Source organism: Cytobacillus kochii (assembly GCF_044790165.1).
Lineage (GTDB): Bacteria > Bacillota > Bacilli > Bacillales > Cytobacillaceae > Cytobacillus > Cytobacillus kochii.
In genome coordinates, this window is the sequence record NZ_CP085254.1 from 2,575,572 (window position 1) to 2,594,912 (window position 19,341).

General features: G+C 36.1%; 16 protein-coding genes. 2 read left to right on the forward strand and 14 right to left on the reverse strand.

The window, feature by feature from the left end:
* Positions 1–10: 10 nt before the first annotated feature.
* The 14 genes from LG276_RS13275 to LG276_RS13340 all read right to left on the reverse strand — a co-directional run bounded on the left by LG276_RS13275 (position 11) and on the right by LG276_RS13340 (position 17,191).
* Positions 11–895, reverse strand: a complete 885-nt coding sequence (locus LG276_RS13275; protein WP_224938379.1) for an isochorismatase — start codon at positions 893–895, stop codon at positions 11–13.
* Positions 896–910: 15 nt separating this feature from the next.
* Positions 911–2,527, reverse strand: coding sequence for a (2,3-dihydroxybenzoyl)adenylate synthase (locus tag LG276_RS13280; protein ID WP_251161744.1), 1,617 nt, complete (start codon positions 2,525–2,527; stop codon positions 911–913).
* A gap of 20 nt (positions 2,528–2,547) precedes the next feature.
* On the reverse strand, positions 2,548–3,708 hold the full coding sequence (locus LG276_RS13285) for an isochorismate synthase (protein ID WP_251161745.1): 1,161 nt from the start codon (positions 3,706–3,708) through the stop codon (positions 2,548–2,550).
* Between the two features lie 21 nt (positions 3,709–3,729).
* The gene (locus tag LG276_RS13290; RefSeq protein WP_251161746.1) at positions 3,730–4,503 is read right to left on the reverse strand and encodes a 2,3-dihydro-2,3-dihydroxybenzoate dehydrogenase; all 774 of its coding nucleotides are present in this window, start codon (positions 4,501–4,503) and stop codon (positions 3,730–3,732) included.
* A 423-nt stretch (positions 4,504–4,926) separates the two neighbouring features.
* Positions 4,927–6,156, reverse strand: a complete 1,230-nt coding sequence (locus LG276_RS13295; RefSeq protein ID WP_251161747.1) for a Zn-dependent hydrolase — start codon at positions 6,154–6,156, stop codon at positions 4,927–4,929.
* Positions 6,157–6,177: 21 nt separating this feature from the next.
* Positions 6,178–6,390 carry a hypothetical protein gene (locus LG276_RS13300; RefSeq protein ID WP_095373056.1) on the reverse strand — a complete coding sequence of 71 codons (213 nt, stop codon included), beginning with the start codon at positions 6,388–6,390 and terminating at the stop codon, positions 6,178–6,180.
* Positions 6,391–6,403: 13 nt separating this feature from the next.
* Positions 6,404–7,876: an NCS1 family transporter gene (locus tag LG276_RS13305; RefSeq protein WP_224938384.1), complete on the reverse strand. Its 1,473-nt coding sequence runs from the start codon at positions 7,874–7,876 to the stop codon at positions 6,404–6,406.
* Positions 7,877–7,968: 92 nt separating this feature from the next.
* Entirely contained in the window at positions 7,969–9,378 is a 1,410-nt protein-coding gene (gene hydA / locus LG276_RS13310; protein WP_224938385.1) for a dihydropyrimidinase, read from the reverse strand.
* A gap of 24 nt (positions 9,379–9,402) precedes the next feature.
* Entirely contained in the window at positions 9,403–10,689 is a 1,287-nt protein-coding gene (gene preA / locus LG276_RS13315; protein WP_224938386.1) for an NAD-dependent dihydropyrimidine dehydrogenase subunit PreA, read from the reverse strand.
* A 19-nt stretch (positions 10,690–10,708) separates the two neighbouring features.
* Entirely contained in the window at positions 10,709–12,076 is a 1,368-nt protein-coding gene (locus tag LG276_RS13320; RefSeq protein ID WP_251161748.1) for an NAD(P)-dependent oxidoreductase, read from the reverse strand.
* Positions 12,077–12,798: 722 nt separating this feature from the next.
* The gene (locus tag LG276_RS13325) at positions 12,799–13,188 is read right to left on the reverse strand and encodes a VOC family protein (protein WP_251161749.1); all 390 of its coding nucleotides are present in this window, start codon (positions 13,186–13,188) and stop codon (positions 12,799–12,801) included.
* A 339-nt stretch (positions 13,189–13,527) separates the two neighbouring features.
* Positions 13,528–15,414 (reverse strand): molecular chaperone HtpG, encoded by a 1,887-nt coding sequence (htpG, locus tag LG276_RS13330; protein WP_224938390.1) that lies wholly within the window; start codon positions 15,412–15,414, stop codon positions 13,528–13,530.
* A 112-nt stretch (positions 15,415–15,526) separates the two neighbouring features.
* Positions 15,527–16,312, reverse strand: a complete 786-nt coding sequence (locus LG276_RS13335; protein WP_251161750.1) for an SDR family oxidoreductase — start codon at positions 16,310–16,312, stop codon at positions 15,527–15,529.
* A gap of 12 nt (positions 16,313–16,324) precedes the next feature.
* The gene (locus tag LG276_RS13340) at positions 16,325–17,191 is read right to left on the reverse strand and encodes a MurR/RpiR family transcriptional regulator (RefSeq protein WP_251161751.1); all 867 of its coding nucleotides are present in this window, start codon (positions 17,189–17,191) and stop codon (positions 16,325–16,327) included.
* Between the two features lie 223 nt (positions 17,192–17,414).
* Between LG276_RS13340 and LG276_RS13345 the strand changes: the two genes are divergently transcribed.
* Both LG276_RS13345 and LG276_RS13350 read left to right on the forward strand, forming a co-directional pair.
* On the forward strand, positions 17,415–18,791 hold the full coding sequence (locus LG276_RS13345) for an aspartate aminotransferase family protein (protein WP_251161752.1): 1,377 nt from the start codon (positions 17,415–17,417) through the stop codon (positions 18,789–18,791).
* A 346-nt stretch (positions 18,792–19,137) separates the two neighbouring features.
* Positions 19,138–19,308 (forward strand): aspartyl-phosphate phosphatase Spo0E family protein, encoded by a 171-nt coding sequence (locus LG276_RS13350; RefSeq protein ID WP_224938394.1) that lies wholly within the window; start codon positions 19,138–19,140, stop codon positions 19,306–19,308.
* Positions 19,309–19,341 lie beyond the last annotated feature (33 nt).

The following is a 19,341-nucleotide window of genomic DNA, read 5'->3' on the forward strand; positions in this document are numbered from 1 at the left end:
GCTCCTCCTTTTAAGAATAGACTTCGTCTGTTTGTGGAAACATTTCATACCAAGCTTGTAGGGTTGGATTTGATGCCATTTTCATAAAGTTTACATCTGCTCCTTCAGCTCGCCATTCTTCTACTAACGTCATCATCCTAATGGAGTCTAATCCTAAGCTCACTAAGTCATCATCATCCTTGATTTCACTAGGGGAGATATCTAGTATCTCTGCTACTTTTGCCTTTATTTCACTGTGCGTACGATTAGATGCGTTTTTTTCTGATAAATCATGAAGTAGTGCTTCTGTTAATAAAACCTTCCCACATCTAGTTGCTGTATAATTTAATGCCTGTACATGTTCCTCATAAGAGAAATCAGCTACCGCATCGGCAATTAGAAATGGTTGGATATCATACATAAATGCTTCCATTGCCGTAGCTAAACAACCTATATGTGCGTACACACCACATATAATAAGTTGATCACGACCATCTTCCTTCATACGATCAAGTAAATTTGATTTCTTAAAAGCACTATATCTCCATTTTGTTTGAATCGTATCATTGTCTGTTGGTGCCAACTCAGGTACAATACCTGTTTGTGCTTCATCTTCCGTTAGTCCTGGCCCCCAAAAATCGGTCAATAAGGCACGATCTTCATCTTTTTGATTACCTGGTTGTGCAGTATAGACAATCGGGATATTTTGACTTTGGCAATAGGCTTTTACACGAGCAATCTTTTCAATCACTCCCTCAATCAATTGAGAACCATTCTCATAATAGTTGATAAAATAATTTTGCATATCATGAATAAGCAGTACTGCGCGCTTATTATCAAGCTGCCAATCTACTTTATTTTTTGGTAAACTATTTGCCTCAGGTAATGGATAGGTTTTGATTTTTGGTATTGACATAGGGAATCTCTCCTTTTATATTTTAGTAGCTAATTTGTCTTGGATGATTTCTCTCAAGCTTTTTTTACTTACTTTTCCAAGTGGTGTTTGTGGAAACTCATGTACAAATTCAAAACGGTCAGGTATCTTAAATGCGGCAATTCCTTTTAATTGTAGAAACGACTTCAAAGCTTGACCTGTCAACTGTGCGTTTTGCGAGATAATAAATGCACAAGATCTTTCACCAAGGAATGCATCTGGCATACTGACAATTGCTGCATCTAATACATCTTCATGTGAGAGCAAATAATTCTCAACCTCTTCAGCAGCAATCTTTTCTCCACCACGATTAATTTGGTCCTTATCTCTTCCTTCTACGATTAAATAACCATCTTCCGTTTGTTTAACAATATCTCCTGTCCGATAAAAGCCATCATGAGTAAATGCTTTTTCGTTATGAGTCTCTGCATTGTAATAGGCAATTATCGTGTAAGGACCTCTTACTTGTAAATGGCCCGTATCACCAATGGCAACAGACTGATCCTCTTCATCTACAATACGAATCTCATCAAATTCAGACATTGGTCTCCCTTGTGTATAAACGTTTTTCTCATCTGCATCATTTAATCTCGTATAATTAACCAAGCCCTCAGCCATGCCAAAAACTTGTTGTAGTGAACAGCCAAAACTAGGTCCCACCTTTTTCGCTACTTCGGCACTACATTTTGCCCCACCTACTTGAATCACCTCTAAGCTAGTAAGATCATAATCTCTTGTCTTCTTTGCCTCAATCCAAATAATTGCGAGCGGAGGAACGAGTGAAGTAAAGTTGATTTTTTCTTTTTCGATTAGTGGAAATGCCGTATCTGGACTAGGGTCGGGACTTAAAATGATGCACCCACCAGCATATAAGACACCAAAAACACCAGGTGAACTCATCGTGAAGTTATGTGCTACTGGTAATACAGCAAGATATTTCGTCCTTTCACTTAATTCACAGATTTCTACACTTTTGCGAATACTATATAAATACTCATCATGTGTTCTCGGAATTAACTTAGGCAACCCAGTACTTCCACCAGATAATTGGAAAAATGCTAAGTCGCTACCCGTAATATTTGGTAGATCCACAGACTCTTCAGACATTAGTGCTTCAACGTTTAAAAACTCCTGCTCATCTCCTGCGACAATAATATGTTGTAATGTATTAACTTTTCCTTTCACTTCTCTGGCCATCTTCACATAATCATGTCTATCAAAAACATCAGGTATCACATAAGCAACGGCTTTTGTATGTTCGCAAAAGTAAGTAATTTCTGTTTGTCGATGCAATGGCAAAGAGAAAATAGGGAGAGCCCCAATACGGAATAACGCAAAACAAACTTCAAAAAAGCTAATGGTATTGGTGAGTTGCAATACTACTCGATCTTGCTTTTTTATCCCAAGATGTATGAATCCATGGGCTAAGCGATTGGCTCTATCATCTAACTCTTCATACGTGACTTTACGATTTCCTTCAATGAGCGCAATGGATGTCGGTGTGAATGTTGCCATTCTTTCTAATACTTCCCCAAAAGTTTCACCAGTCCAGCAACCATTTGAGCGATATTTTGTTGCCAATTCATCTGGCCACGGTGTATATCCTTGTAACATTTACAACTCTCCTTTATGAATTATTCAATACCTAATGCACTTAACATCGTTTTTAATTTTGCGGCCGTTTCATCACATTCTTCTTGTGGTACTGATTGAGCAACAATTCCTGCTCCAGCAAATAACTTCATTTTTCGTTGACTCAGTTCTGCACATCTAATTGAAATCGCCCACTCTCCATCACCGTTTCTTTTACTATAACCAATCATCCCTGTAAAATAATGACGATTATATGGCTCGAGTTCATTCAACAATTGAAAAGCTTTAACTGCTGGTGTCCCACAAATAGCTGGTGTCGGATGAATACTCTCGGCTAATTGAACAGATGAAACGCTTTCGTCATACAACTCCCCTTCTATTTTTGTTGAAAGATGCCACATCGTTTTTGTAGAAATAACAGAAGGTCGAGCGGGAACAGTTAGTGTTCGACAATATGGTTTAAGATTTCTTTCAATCGCTTCAACGACAAGGCGATGTTCATATAAATCTTTTTCAGAGCAACTTAATTCTTGGGCCATTTTTTTATCATCCTCTTCGTTTGCCATCCTCGGCCTTGAACCTGCTAAAGGATTGGTAATCACTTTTCCTCCCTCTTTTTTAATCAGCAATTCCGGACTAGATCCTATCAACGTACTTTTTTCATCTGATAAATGAACCGCAAAATTAAATTTATCTTCATTATCTGCTAATAAATTCTGTAAAACATAATGAATATTCACGTCTTTACTAAACTCAATTTGCATTAAACGGCCTAAAACAACCTTTTTAAGCTCTGCATTTTTTATTCTTGCTACAGCCTTTTCGACCATCATCATATATTCCTGTGGTTGTGGATGAAAATTCACCTTATTAGGTAACGGGAGTCTATTTCCTTCTTGATATCTTGTACTAGTTAACGGTTTCTCCAACATTACTTCTTTAGGGATATATAAGGTTGCTACATCCTTTTGATCCAAAGGAAAAGCAGCTATCATCAGATCATGATGTCCATATGTCCGGGGACACTTCTGCCAAAGTAAATCCACTCGTTCGCTAAAGGATTTTCCTTCCTGTTCTTCCGTATGTAATTTAACTTCCTTTCCCTTTGCTAAAATATGTTTCGTGGGAAAACCAAGGAAACTATCGCCATTATTATATAAATCCGCCATTTTATTGACGCTTTTTTCTTGTAATATCGCCATTAATATCCACCTCTTTTTTCGTCATTGTGCACCTAAGCTCGCTCCACCATCTATCACAATATTATTCATAGTGATATGACTTGCCTGATCTGAAACGAGGTAAAGAATCGAATCAACAATATTTTCCGGAGTGGCTATTCTTTGTAATGGAATACCTACGCGATATTCTTCTTGAACACCCTTAATTCCTTGCTCAATAGCACCGTCCTTCCAGAAGTCTCTTTGCATATCTGTGTCAGTGGCACCTGGTGAGACAATATTGCAACGTATATTGTATTTTGCAAGCTCTAACCCTAAACATCTTGTAAACATGAGAGAAGCAGCTTTTGATGCACAATACGCTGACATAGATGTTCTCGGTACAGATGCTGCGTTTGAACTAACTGTAACAATTGCCCCAGATTGCTTGGTAATCATCACTTTACTCACCTCATGGGATAGATAAAATACCCCATTTGTATTAATGGAAAAAGTATGTTCCCATTCATCCATTGTCATAGATTGAATCGGGTTTACTGAGATCACACCAGCAACATTGACAAGAATATCAATCGTTTTATATTTTTCTATTACTAGTTGTATCGTATCTGTTACATGTGCTTTATTTGATACATCACAGATGTAGCCTTCAAATGTATGATCCCGGTTTGATAACTCTTCCGATAATTGGTTTAGTTTTTCTGCTTCGATATCTAAGCCAACCACTTGGCAACCTTCAGAACAGAGACGCTTGACTAAAGCGGCACCCATTCCTTTTGCTGCACCTGAGATGACTGCAACTTTTCCTTTAAGCATCTTAACACCCTTTCTCAACAGATAATCATTCTCAATTAAAATTAAAAAAGAAAGCGTTCATTTCTTTCTTACATGGTTAGAAAAAAAATTACACTTTTAATGATAATGATTCTCATTATCACATCACAATATTAACAATAGTACAGATTCCTAATATTCGTCAAGGAGGAAAAAAATCCTATTTCTATGAAATCGAATGGTTTGTAATGGAAAATTAAGGATTGAATGACGATCGATTGAACCAAAAAATTTTATAAATGTAGGAAAAGTTATTTAAATATCTATAGTAAAAAATACAGGTGGCTTTTTGGGAATTCATTCATTTTTCTTTTAAAAAACCTTTATTTTCTAATAAATTCCAGATAAAAAAGAAACGAACTCTAAGTGAATGTCACTGTTAAGTTCGTTTCTTTGTTCATTCATTTATTTTACAAGTTCCAATACAGCCTCTAACATTACATTGACACCTGCTGCACAATCGTCATATGGAGTAAATTCATCTTCACTATGGCTTTTTCCATTTATACTAGGTACAAATAACATAGCAGTAGGAATCATACTTGCGATAAACTGAGCATCATGCCCTGCACCACTAGCCATTTTTTTATATGGTAATCTCTGTTCTTTTGTCACATTTTCTAGTAATTGAACCATTTCATTATCAAAATGGACGGTCGAGCGATCCCAGAGTTTTTCAATGAATACAGTACATCCTTCACTATTTACGGTTTCTTGTACTTTTTTTATTTTTTCTTCTACAATTGCTGTTACTTCAGGTTCCTTATGCCTTGCTTCAATCGTAAAAATTACTTCATTTGGAATAACCGTATGAACATTAGGAGAAACATCTAGTCTTCCCATAGTAAATACGAGGTCATCTGGTAAACTACTTAATTCACTTCTAATATCTTGAATAAAGTTATTGGTTGTAAATAGTGCATCTTTACGTAAATGCATAGGCGTCGTGCCTGCATGATTAGAGTCACCTACGATTTTAATTTCATAACAGACCATCCCTACTACACAGTCAACTACACCAATCTTCAACTCTTCATGCTGAAGAACCGGCCCTTGTTCAATATGTAGCTCTAAAAAGGCATGCGCTTCTTTTAATCTATTGGCCTCAGAGCCATTGAAACCGATCTTCGCCAACTCTTCTTTAAAGACCTTGCCATCACCATCTTTTTTGTTCAACATCTTTTCACTATCAAACTTTCCACTTAAAACTCCGGAGGACATCATTGAAGGTTCAAATCTAGCACCTTCTTCATTCGTAAAATTAACTAACATAATAGGAATCTTAGGTGTAATATTATTGTCAACAAGTGTTCTCACAATTTCTAAACCTGTAATTACCCCTAAAACACCGTCGAAACGACCTCCGCATTTTACTGAATCAAGGTGGGAACCGATGACCACCGGTGGACGCTCTTCTAAACCTGGTAAAAGAGCATACATATTACCCATATCATCAATTTTCACTTCCATTTTCAGTGCTTCACAGCAGGTTTTAAAATATTCTCGTGCTAAGCGATCTTCTTCTGATAGAGCTAACCTTGTTACACCATTATTCTCTGTCCTACCAAAATTCGCGAAATGTTCAATCGTTTCTGTTAATCTCTCACTATTAATCCTTACTTTTTGTTTCTCCAAAATGTCATCTCCTTCAACAACTTATTTACGATTAATTAAATGGACAGAAAAATACTTGCGTGCATCAGCTGTTAATATGTGTAACGTTTCAGAGTAAATCGTTGAACCTGTAATTCTCTCAAACTCCACAAAGGCACCACTTAAATTCTCTGTAATGCTTTTAATTGTATAACCGTTATTTAACAGGACATCAATGCTTGTTTTTTCTTTCATATATTCAATATGCTCAGACATTTGACCATCTCCTTTATTGGACTTTTTCTTTGACTTTAGTATTTACTATTTCCTGTTCATCAATAGATAAAACCCAATCTCTTCCGACTGTAATTCCCAGATATTTCTCATCACTAGGATCATTCATTTCGCTTTGCTTGTATTTTTTAAACCACCAGTACTTCGCTAAAACATAATAGAGAACAGCTCCAACGACAAAACCTACAATGGAAGAGTAGGTAGACAATAGATTGGCACATATCCCCCCGACAATCCAAGCAATTAGTCCAGCGCCATTAAAACCTGCAAAATATTTGAATTGCCCTTCATTCTCATATAATGCTGGCACATTCACTCTTCTCTTTCTTAATAAATAATAATCAGCAAATAATATACCAACGATAGATGTTAGGATTCCCCCAATGACTAATAACGCTTGATTAAGCACATCAAACAAGCTCCATGGCTGCGCAAGAGTACCAATAATTCCTGCAAAAATGACTCCTACCCAAAAAGGTACTTTCGGCCCGCCTACATTAGAGAAAACAGTTGCTGCTGGTATAATGTTGGCCGAAGTATTTGTAGACCACTGTGCTAAAACAATCATTAATAGAAGAATCCCTAAAATAAAACCACTAGCTGACTCTTGTAATGCCACAATTGGATCTGATGTGCTAACTGCCATATATGATACAGCGCCAATCGCAATCATGAATGTATTCACAATTGGCATCACGATGATATTACCAATTAACTGAGATTTATTGCGTTTAAACCAATTCCTCTCATTTCTAGGGGCTTTAAAGAATCTTGATAAGCTTGGCATATCTGCTGCAAGTGTAGCCCAAAAGCCCATATTTGCCATAATTACAACCATGAAAGCTGTAAAAGCAGTTATACCTGTCGCAGGACTTTCCACCCAAGTCCAGACATCTTTACCTTGGCTTGTTGCATTATCTGATAATGTAATATACATCCAACATGAGATTATAATAATAATAGGGGCAGCTAAATCAGCAAACCGTTCAATCGATTTAATTCCTAATGCTGTATTGATTAATTGTGCAGCAGCAAAAAGAATAAAGCATACGAACCACTGATCAAAGCCAAAAAGAAGATTAAGTATCCCGTTAATAGCGGAAGCACCAAAGTAAGTGTTTATGCCAAACCAACATGAAGCAGTTATCCCCCTAACAACTGAAGGAATATGTGTGCCAATTGTTCCAAACGGCGCCCGCATGTATACAGGAAAAGAAAGTCCATGTTCCACACCAATATCACCAATTAAGGACATCAATATCCCAATGACCACTGAGCCGATAATGGTTGCTAACAGAACCATAGGAAGCGATAAATGAACAATTCCGCCACCACCAATAGCAAATGCTGCTAGCACAATCGCCATACCAATCCAAATAACTGCAAAACCAAAGGTACCAATTTTCCTTTCCTTATAACCAATTGGCAATAGGTCCGGTGATTTTAAATAATTATCTTTCTTCTCCAATATGGACACCCCCTTAATATGAACAACACATTTAGTAAAGTTCTTGAAGTTGGATACCCTGCTGAAATCATTTCAGCAGGGCGCAATAAAAGTTAAATCATTGTTGGTCGTTTTTCTAACGTTTCTCCATATTTAGCACGCTTAATAAAATTACCCTGACCTGCTTCACCTACAAATTGTTTATCTTTGATGATAAAGTTACCCCTAGATAACACTGAAATAGGCTCTCCTGTAATTTTCATGCCTTCAAAAGGATTGTAGTCAACTGCCATATGATGCGTTTTCGCCGACAACGTCCGTTCGACATTGCCATCATAGATAACAAGATCAGCATCAGCGCCAACAGCTATCGTACCCTTTTTCGGATATAATCCAAATAATTTAGCTGCACGGGTTGAAGTAATCTCTACAAATTGATTAAGTGATATTCTCCCTTTTTTCACACCTTCTGAAAATAAAATACTTACGCGGTCTTCAATTAATGGACCACCATTTGGAATCTTAGAAAAATCACCTTTTCCTAAGTCTTTCTGGCCAACAAAATCAAAAGAACATTGATCAGATCCGAGTGTTTGTAATTGTCCTGTCTTTAACGCATTCCATAAATGATCTTGATTCCATTTTTCTCTTAATGGCGGTGACCAAACATATTTAGCTCCTTCAAAATCTGGTTTCTCCAAATAGGTTTGATCCAAGACCAAATATTGCGGACAGGTTTCACCCCAGATATCGATACCTTGACTTCTAGCTTCAGCTATTTTTTTAGCCGCATCTGCACACGAAACATGCACGACATATAATTGGGATCCAGCAAGTCCGGTAAGTGTTGCAGCTCTTCCTGTTGCTTCTGCCTCTGCTTCAGGGGGACGAGTTAAAGCATGATAAATAGGGTCTGTATTTCCTTTTGCTAATGCGTCCTTTACTAAATAATCAATTACATCACCATTTTCAGCATGCACCATGACAAGTGCCCCAAGTTCTTTAGCGGCAAGTAAAGTTTTATATAGTGTCTCATCATCTGCTTGGAATTGATTTTTATACGCCATAAATACTTTTAATGAAGTTATGCCTTCTTCCTCAACCATTTTCGGTATCTCTGCTAATACAGCGTCACTGCTCTCAACAATTTGCAAGTGAAAACCATAGTCAATGACCGCTTTATTTTTTGATTTTTGATGCCAAGTTTCAACGGCGCTACTGAGTGATTTCCCTTTTGTCGTTAAACAAAAATCAACAATCGTAGTTGTTCCACCAAATGCGGCAGCTTTTGTACCCGTTTCAAAATCATCTTTAGTGACCGTTCCACCAAAAGGCATGTCTAAGTGAGTATGGGGGTCAATCGCACCAGGGAAGACATAATGTCCTTTTGCATCAACGACTTCCGCACCACTCTCTTGAAGATTCTCTCCGATTTGCATAATTGTTTCATCTTCAATTAGGATATCTGCTTTGTAAGTATCTGTTGCTGTAACAATTACTCCATTTTTTATGAGTTTTTTCATAAGTAACCACCCTTTCTCACTCTTTTACTTCGCTGTACTATTTGCAACATAGCTTATATTTGCAATGGCTTCTTGCCTTTCATTCCAAGTCATCGGTGGTAGTTCATTTCGTTTTTCGACCATATCGATTGCTCCATCTACAGGACAAACAATCGAACATAAATTACAACCGACGCAATCTTCTTCGCGAACTTGGAGATAAGGCTTACCATCAGTTCCGGTCAGCATATCAATACATTGATGGGAGGTATCCTCACAGGCAATATGGCATTTATTACAATTGATACAAACATCATTATTAATGTGTGCGACAATTTGATAGTTTAGATCTAAATCGCCCCAATCAGAATATTTGGGTACAGACTTACCGATGATTTCATTTACCGAAGCGATCCCTTTACGATCTAAATAATAATTCAGCCCATCAATCATATCTTCTACGATGCGGAAGCCATGATGCATGGCCGCTGTACAAACTTGTACGCTTGTTGAACCCATGAGCATAAACTCCACAGCATCTTGCCAATTAGATATACCACCAATTCCTGAGATTGGCACACCAATTCTACTATTACGTGCACATTCTCCAACCATATTTAGAGCAATTGGTTTCACTGCAGGTCCGCAATAGCCACCGTGGGCACCCTTCCCTCCAACATGCGGAATGGTATTCCACGTTTCAATATCTACACCTGCTAAACTATTAATCGTGTTAATCATACTAATTGCATCTGCACCACCATTAACCGCAGCCTCAGCTGTTGCAGTTATATCGGTGATATTTGGTGTAAGTTTCACGATTACCGGTGTCTTCGCTACTTCTTTTACCCAATAGGTTTGTTGCTCAACAAGTGCTGGTACTTGACCTGAGGCTGCTCCCATTCCTCTTTCAGCCATCCCATGCGGACAACCGAAATTTAATTCAAGTCCATCGACACCCACTTCTTCCACCTTTTTGACAATTTCATGCCATTTTTCTTGTTTCGGTTCGACCATCAACGAAGCAATGATTGCATGATTAGGATATTTCTTTTTTGTTTCATAGATTTCTTTCAGGTTTACTTCCAACGGTCGATCAGTAATTAATTCAATATTATTAAACCCTGCTACTTTTTGACCATTAAAACTCACTGCTGCAAAACGCGAAGAAACATTTAAAATGGGGTCACCTAATGTTTTCCAAACTGCACCTCCCCACCCAGCTTCAAAGGCACGCTGTACTTGATAACCTGAATTGGTTGGCGGAGCTGAAGCTAACCAAAATGGATTTGGGGATTTAATTCCAGCTATATTTGTACTTAAATCTGCCATTATTTCACCTCCAAGATATTTAAGCAGTTTCTATCGTTTCTTTTAATAGAGAGCGGTGGATGCTTATGGCACTCGCTTTTCCTTGTTGTGCAGCAGACACAACCATTGCTTCACCTTGTCCTTTACCAAATATACAATCTCCACAGGCAAATACTTTACTGTTAGATGTTTGAAAGGTTTCACTATCTATTGTCACAACACCACCATCGTGACTAATTTCAAATTGTTCAATTAAATCAATATAACGACTTTGTCCGATCGCTTTAATCACTGCATCTACTTCAATCGTAAATTCAGAATCAGTTAAGGGTACAGGACGTCTCCTTCCATCTTCACCAGGTTCCGATAAAGTCATCTTGACACATTTAATACCTGTAACTTTCCCTTGCTCATCTCCTAAAATTTCAACCGGAGCTGTTAACCAGCGAAATTCGACACCATCCTGCTTTGCAAATTCATATTCAAAATCATAAGCGGTCATCTCAGCCAGCGTTCTTCTATATAAAATTTTGACATTATCCGCTCCTAATCTAACTGAACAAGTTGCAGCATCGATAGCTGTATTACCAGCCCCGATTACTGCTACCTTTTTTTTGTATAAGTCATCATGAATAGGTGCTGTCTTTGTTTCTTTTACAAATTCAATCGCATCATGAACGCCATTTAAATCTTCACCAAGAATGCCTAATTCTGGTACAGATGACATACCAATGGCTAAAACAACAGCATCATTCTCTTCCAGAATTTCTTTAGCAGAGATATCTACCCCTACTCTCGTATTTGTAACAATGTCTACATTCAATTTTTTTACTTGTTCTACTTCCCAAAAAGATATTTTCTGCGGTAATCTAAATGAGACGATTCCGTAAGTATTTAATCCTCCCGCTTCACTTTCTGCTTCGTAAATCGTTACTTTATAACCCATTCTTGCTAATTCTCTGGCTGCTGATAAACCGGCAGGCCCACTTCCTATAATCGCTACTTTCTTTCCATTTGGCTTTCCAGCATGAAACAGGGTCGCTTCATTCTTAATTGCCCAGTCCGTTGCATACCGTTGTAAATTTCCTATTAAAATAGGTTTAGTAGAATGATTGAGTACACATGCGCCTTCACAAAGTTCTTCTGTCGGACAAACGCGTGCACAACTAGCTCCTACAGGATTAGCAGACATAATTGTTTTTGCAGATCCAAATAAATTATCTGTGGCAATTTTTTTAATAAAACTAGGGATATCAATTCCCGTTGGACACGCTTGAATACAAGGAGCATCATAACAATACAAACATCGATTGGCCTCATCCAGTGCATCATGCTTAGAAAAAGGTGGTTCTACTTCTTCAAAGTTCCGCTTTAGTGTTGCTAATGTCTCTTTTCGGTCGCTTTTCACTATAGAGTAACCTCCTTAAAAGATAGCATCTTTGAATGTTAGTTTTTCTAACATTAATTAAACTGAATTGTTAGAATCTTATAATCATTTTACTGTGTTCTAATCGATTAATCATTATACAATTCGTAAAATAGTTCACTAGTCTTGCTTGTCAAAATGTAAAAAGCAAAGTTTTGTAAGCGCTTCACTTAATACTTGTTCCAAATAGTTTTTTCTTTCTAATTTTTGAATGTTATTTATCCTTACATACCCTGTAAATATTAGTGTTCTTTTACATTCTGAAATGGCAAACATAAGCAATTTATTATGTCTCACAAATAATAATTGACTAATGCTTGTTTTAAGATCTTGTAAGGATATAATAATAAACTTTAAATATGAATGTAGGTCTCTATACTCAGAATTATGAGGGAGAGCCTTTAAAAGACCCTGGAGATGTTTTTTAAGAGGATACGAGTGGAAAGGATTTTGCAATTCACTATAAAGTTAATTCTATTTATTTTTTATGCACGGACAAACGAAAACAGTAGTGAGCTCATACAAAGCAATTGTTTTTCAAAGATGATTGTTTACAGACTTCTTGTGTTTCTTAGGTATATACCTATTTCTTAATTATTAATCTTCTTTAAATTAACACTGTTTTCGTGACCTTTGTTATTTGTTACATAAATGAAAGGGAACCTCTCTCGTAGTTCCCTTTCTTACCAGACTATTTCAAACTTTTATTGTTCTTTGATCGTTTTAATACGCTCTTGCTCTTCTCCCTTATCTAAATATTCGAAAAATCCAAGTCGATTTCCCCATGGGTCTGTGAAAGTTCCCCATTTCACTGGTACATAAGGTCTTGAATGTATTTCAAACCTATCTATCTTTAAAACTTCTATAAGTCTCTCTCTTTCAGCCTCAATATTAGTCACTCCTAAACGCAAAGGTCCGTTACCCTCGGAAAGAGTTCCTTCTGCGACTTGCAACCAACATCCAGGAATAAGTTCCCACTCAGCAAACCCCTCATGTGGAGTAAAATCAGCCTTCTTATTAAGCAGTGCTTCATACCACTTTTGCCCTTCTTCAATATTGGCAACTCTAACTTGAGTAGTCATTTCAAAAATCATTTATATCCCTCCTAATTGTAAAATTAACATCTTGTACTTTCCGTTACATATCGCTGATGTATTTCCACAATAAACACAACCCATTCCACTAGGAAAACGATTTTAACGTATAATAAACATATCAACTACTGCTGGAAACAAGTCATTTCTAATAGCTTTAACAAGCACTAATTTTTCTTTTGAACGTACATTTACCTCTTCTTACAAATCGAAATGCTTCCTTAACCACGATGATGTTATTCTCAAACAGAGTTGTCAATCTTTACGAAAACAGCGTAAATTAAAATAGACCCGAACAATCGATCGGGCCTCATGTTGAAAAAACTATTTCAAAGTAGATTATTGCATTACCTTACAAATATCATTTGTGAACGCTACCGGGTCTTCCACAGATAAGCCTTCAATCAGTAATGCTTGGTTATAAAGTAAATTAGTGTATAAAGCTAATTTTTCATCATCATTATTATTAAATGCAGCTTGGATACTATTGAAAACAGAATGGTGGATATTCAGTTCAAGTACTTTATCAGCTTTGACATTTTGATTATCTGGCATCATACTTAATACTTTTTCCATTTCAATGGTTACTTCACCATCAGCTGATAAACAAACAGGATGAGATTTTAGTCGTTTGGATGCACGGACCTCTTTTACTTTACCAGTAAGTATTTCAGACATTTTCGTTAATATTTCTTTATTTTCTTTTACTTCATCTTCATTGTCTTCTTCTTTGTCTTCCGCATCAATTCCTAAATCTCCACTAGATACTGACTTAAACTCTTTTTCTTCATAGTTAACAAGCATTTTAATCGCAAATTCATCAATATCCTCTGTAAAATAAAGAATTTCATATCCTTTATCGGCTACGATTTCTGTTTGTGGTAGCTTGTCAATACGATCAATTGAATCACCTGTAGCATAATAAATGTATTTTTGCTCTTCTGGCATTCTGCTTATATATTCATCTAATGTTACTAGCTTTTTCTCTTTAGACGAATGGAACAATAGTAAATCTTTTAATAAATCCTTATGTGTACCAAACTCATTGTACACACCAAACTTGATTTGGCGACCGAATGATTCATAGAACTTCTCATATTGTTCACGTTCATTTTTCAATAATGTTTTTAACTCGCTTTTAATTTTCTTATTAATATTTTTGGCAATCAATTTTAATTGACGATCATGCTGGAGAATTTCTCTTGAAATATTTAAGGATAAATCTTCAGAATCAACCATCCCTTTAACAAAGCTGAAATGATCAGGTAATAAGTCTGGGCATTTCTCCATAATTAACACGCCATTTGAATATAACTCTAACCCTTTTTGATACTCTTGAGAGTAATAATCAAAAGGACGATTTTCTGGGATAAAAAGAATGGCATTATATCGAATGGATCCATCGACACTTACATGCACATGCTTTAATGGCTGATCAAACCCATACCGTTTCTCTTGATAGAAGTTTTGATAATCTTCATCCGTTAATTCATTTTTGTTTTTACGCCAAATTGGAACCATGCTATTAATGGTTTGTTCTTCTATGATCTCTTCAAATTCTTTGTCATTATCTTCTTTCGGTTTACTCGTTGTGACATCCATTTTGATTGGATAACGAATGAAATCAGAATATTTCTTAATAATTGATTTTAATTGATATTCATCAAGAAAATCATCAAAGTTCTCTTCTTCTTCATTTTCTTTTAATTTAAGTGTGATGGTTGTACCTACTTGATCTTTCGTTGTTTCCACAATAGTATATCCATCGGCCCCTTGAGATTCCCAAAGATAAGCTTGGTCACTATGCAAAGCTTTGGACAATACTTTTACCTCGTCTGCTACCATAAATGCTGCATAAAATCCGACACCGAACTGCCCAATAATATCATGACCATCTTTTGCTTCATTCTCTGATTTAAAAGCAAGGGATCCACTTTTAGCAATGACACCTAGATTATTTTCTAGTTCTTCTTTTGTCATTCCGATACCAGTATCAATAATGGTTAATGTGCGTGTTTCCTTATTAGGAATCACCTTTATGTAATAATCGTCTTGTTCGAAAACAAGTTGGTCGTCAGTCAACGCCTTATAATAGATTTTATCAATTGCATCACTTGCATTAGAAATTAATTCACGTAAAAACACTTCTTTTTGTGAATAAATAGAATGTACCATCATATCAAGCAATCGTTTCGATTCAGCTTGGAATTGCATTTTTTCTGCCATCTTCACAGTCTCTCCTTTATCATGAAATTTTCAAATACTAAATTAGCACTCTATCTTGTAGAGTGCTAATACTATTTTAATATCCTCTTTTTTCCCAGTCAATAGTTAATATTTATAAAGAACGCACCATTCCGCCATCTATTAAAATGGAAGAACCCGTTACGTAAGTATTAATATCTGAACATAGGAAAGTGACAAATTGAGCAAATTCTTCCGGCGTACCATAACGACCTAACGGGATCGATTGTACTGATGCTTTTTGCACTTCTTCTTTCGTCATCCCCTTTCTATTGGCCGTTAATTGATCAAGATAGTCAATACGATCTGTTGCTATTCTACCTGGTGCAACCGTATTAATTAATATTTGATGCGGAGCCAATTCATCAGCAAGCGTTTTAGTCAAACCGACAATTCCTAAGCGAAATGTATTAGATAATAATAAACCTGGGATTGGTTGTTTAATAGATGTGGAAGCAATATTAATGATTTTCCCACCATGTTTCTTCATTTCAGGCAATACACCTCGGATTGTTCGTACGTAGCTAAGTAAATTTAATTCGAACGAACGATACCAGTCTTCATCCGATAAATCCTCAAATCCGCCACCAGGGGGTCCTCCAGCATTATTGATAAGGATATCAACGGTTCCATATGTAGCTTTTGTCTTTTGAACAAGTTCTTCAATATCTTCCTGTTTTGTAATATCACACACTTGGTACTCCACTTCCATGAAACCACTTGATTTTAGCTCTTGTTGTACGACTTGTAGTTTACTTTCATCTCTACTAGAAATCATTACTTTGGCGCCTTCCTTGGCTAATTCAAGGGCAATCGCCTTTCCTAAACCTTGACTGGAAGCTAATACTAAAGCTACTTTACCTTTTATTTTTAAATCCATTGACTACTCCTCCTATTTCTTTCTATAAAATATATCAAACCGCTCCCATAAGTCTTCTAACTTCTCTAACCTTTCTTCTACAACATCTGTCCGCTCTTTCCCTAAATAAACAATTAAAGCATTAATTAAGCTAAGTGGTGCGGTAAAGGAGTCGATAAACGTCGGAAGCTTGCTAGAAGCAGTTAATACTACGTCTGCATATGGCACTAATGGTGACGTTAGATGATCAGTAATAGCAATCACTTTTGCTCCATGTTCTTTTGCATATTGCACTTGTTCAATTGTATTCATTGAATAACGAGCAAAGCTGATACCAATCACTACATCATGCTCATCCAACTTAAATAACTGTTCTGATACAGTGTCAGCAGCACCTATTAATTCACTATGTCCAAGGATAATATTTAAATAATATTGCAGAAATACACCTAATGACCGAGCACTGCGATTGGCACTGATGTATATTCTTCTTCCCTCTAATATATATTGTGCTGCTCTCATAAATTGTTGTTCATCTAACTTTTCCATCGTCAATTGGATGTTAGCCATATCATCCTGGAACAGAGAGACAACCCCTTCTCTTTCGTGTTCATACACATCTGATGACATTCTCAATCTCTCTGTTGTAGTGAGTTGTTTTTGTATAGAGCTTTGCATGTATTGCTGTAGATCAGAGTAACCAGTAAATCCAAGAAAAACGGCAAATCTAACAACAGTAGCTTCACTAACTTTCGTAGATTTGGCTAGTTTAGCGACAGTTAAGAATGGAATTTCATTTTTATGATCAAGCATGTATGTAGCAATTTTCTTTTGAGATTTACTCATTATTGGATATTGATCCGCGATTAACTTTTCGATATTCTCCATTTTGTAAGTCATACCTTTTCTTCAAAATTAACAGATTTCTTTCTCATCCTTTTTATTATACGTGAAAAGCTTAAAAATTGATAATTTGTATAACCAACAATGAATTATTTATTTCATTTTAATTAAAAATGAAATTAATACTTCACAAATAGGTTTTTTCAGCGTATGATGTTCTATATATTTCTTATATTAATAAATTTGAAATATACATTTCATTATAGAGGTGGAAAATACAGTGAAAACAAGTTCATTAGATGATGTACACGAACAATTAAAAGCAAAAACGAGTAAATCATATCAATTCTCTTTAGATGCCCAAAGCTATATGCCAGGCGGTGTGACAGCAAATATTAAATACTTTGATCCATACCCGATTGTTATGCAAAGAGGTAGTGGCGCTTACTTATTCGATATTGATGGCAATGAATACATCGATTACTTATTATCTTATGGCTCTTTAATGCTCGGTCATGGTCACCCAAAAGTGCAAAAAGCATTAGCTGACCAAATGCAAGTGAATGGTACACATTTATTCGGGACGCCTCATCAACTTGAACTAGAAATGGCAAAAAAATTACAAGCACTTTATCCTTCGATGGAAAAACTTAGATATACAAACTCAGGTACTGAAGCCACTTTATTATCAATAAGATTAGCCTATGCTTACACTGGTAAATATAAGATTGCTAAGTTTGAAGGTCATTACCACGGCGGATATGATCAAATGCTTATTAGTGTCAATCCAAAAGTAGATCAAGCAGGTCCAGCTTCGGAACCAAATGCTTTAATTGAATCTAAAGGTGTTGATCCCTATCACGAAACACATACGATTGTTTTACCTTTTAATAATTTAGAAGCAACAGCAGAAATTTTGACAAAACATAAAGATGAGGTAGCAGCAGTGATTTTAGAACCTGCTCAAAGTGGCTTTATCCCTGCTACACAAGAATTTATGACTGGATTGAGAAAAATAACGGAAGACTTAGGTATTGTTTTAATCTTTGATGAAGTAAAAACCGGCTTTAGATTGGGGCTTGGTGGTGCACAATCCATTTATCATATTTCACCTGATTTAACAACCTTAGGTAAAGTAGTTGGAGGGGGTTTTCCTGTTGGTATGGTTGGAGGCAAAGAAGAGATAATGCTGTGTTGTGCTCCTTCTGCCTTCTCGGATGTTTTTGACCATAGTACAGGTAAGAACTCCAGTGCCAAAGATGTTCTTTTCCATAGCGGGACATATAATGGTCACCCTTCAATCCTTGCAGCAGGTATGGCAACCATTGACGTATTACAAAATGAAATCTCTACTGTAATAGCTAGAACGCATTGTTTAAAACAAGAACTAACAAGTCTTTTTGAGAGAAAAGGATTAACGATGCAAACCATTGGACTCGGGTCCATTTTTAACATCGTATTTACTGATAAAGAAATATGGAATTATCGCGACTTACAGGAAGCGAATTTTGCCTTACGAAAAAGATTAGATCTATTATTATTAATTAATGGTTTATATACAAAACCAATGAATCGTTTCAGTCTATCTACAGCACACACTGATTTAGAAATTAATAGAACCTTGGAGATATTCGAAAAAGCTTTACAAGATTTATAATCATTCGTTGTACCCAGTGAATAAGCACAAACAAAAACTCCTAAAAAATCGTTTTTGTTTGTGCCATTTATGAATCATCTATTTATCGCTCTCCATAACTATCTGATGCTCTTCAATGATTTTTTTAATTTCTCTCTTTTTCTTCTTTTTCATCTCGTTGCTAAAACGAAAGCAAAATACTGGGCATGACACAATTTATCCTTTTACTAGATTTATAGCATTTTGATTCAGGCTATAAAAACTGCAGCTCTGTTATAACTTAAAGAGATAACTATTGATTGTATAATATGTAAAAATATGTGATAATATAATTAGTTATGATATTTTGAATTCGAGGTAATGACAGATGCAGGTAACTTCTATAGACATAGAGAGTCAGATAAAAGATACAAGAGAAATGCTTTTAATTATCGGGGATATTTTTGGACTATCAGACCCGTTCACTATTCAAATAAGCGAGGAACTCGACCTCTTAATTAATATGGTACAAAAAGAAAAATACGCAATGTATAAATAAGTAAAAGCCTAGTTTCCACTGAAAGAAATTAGG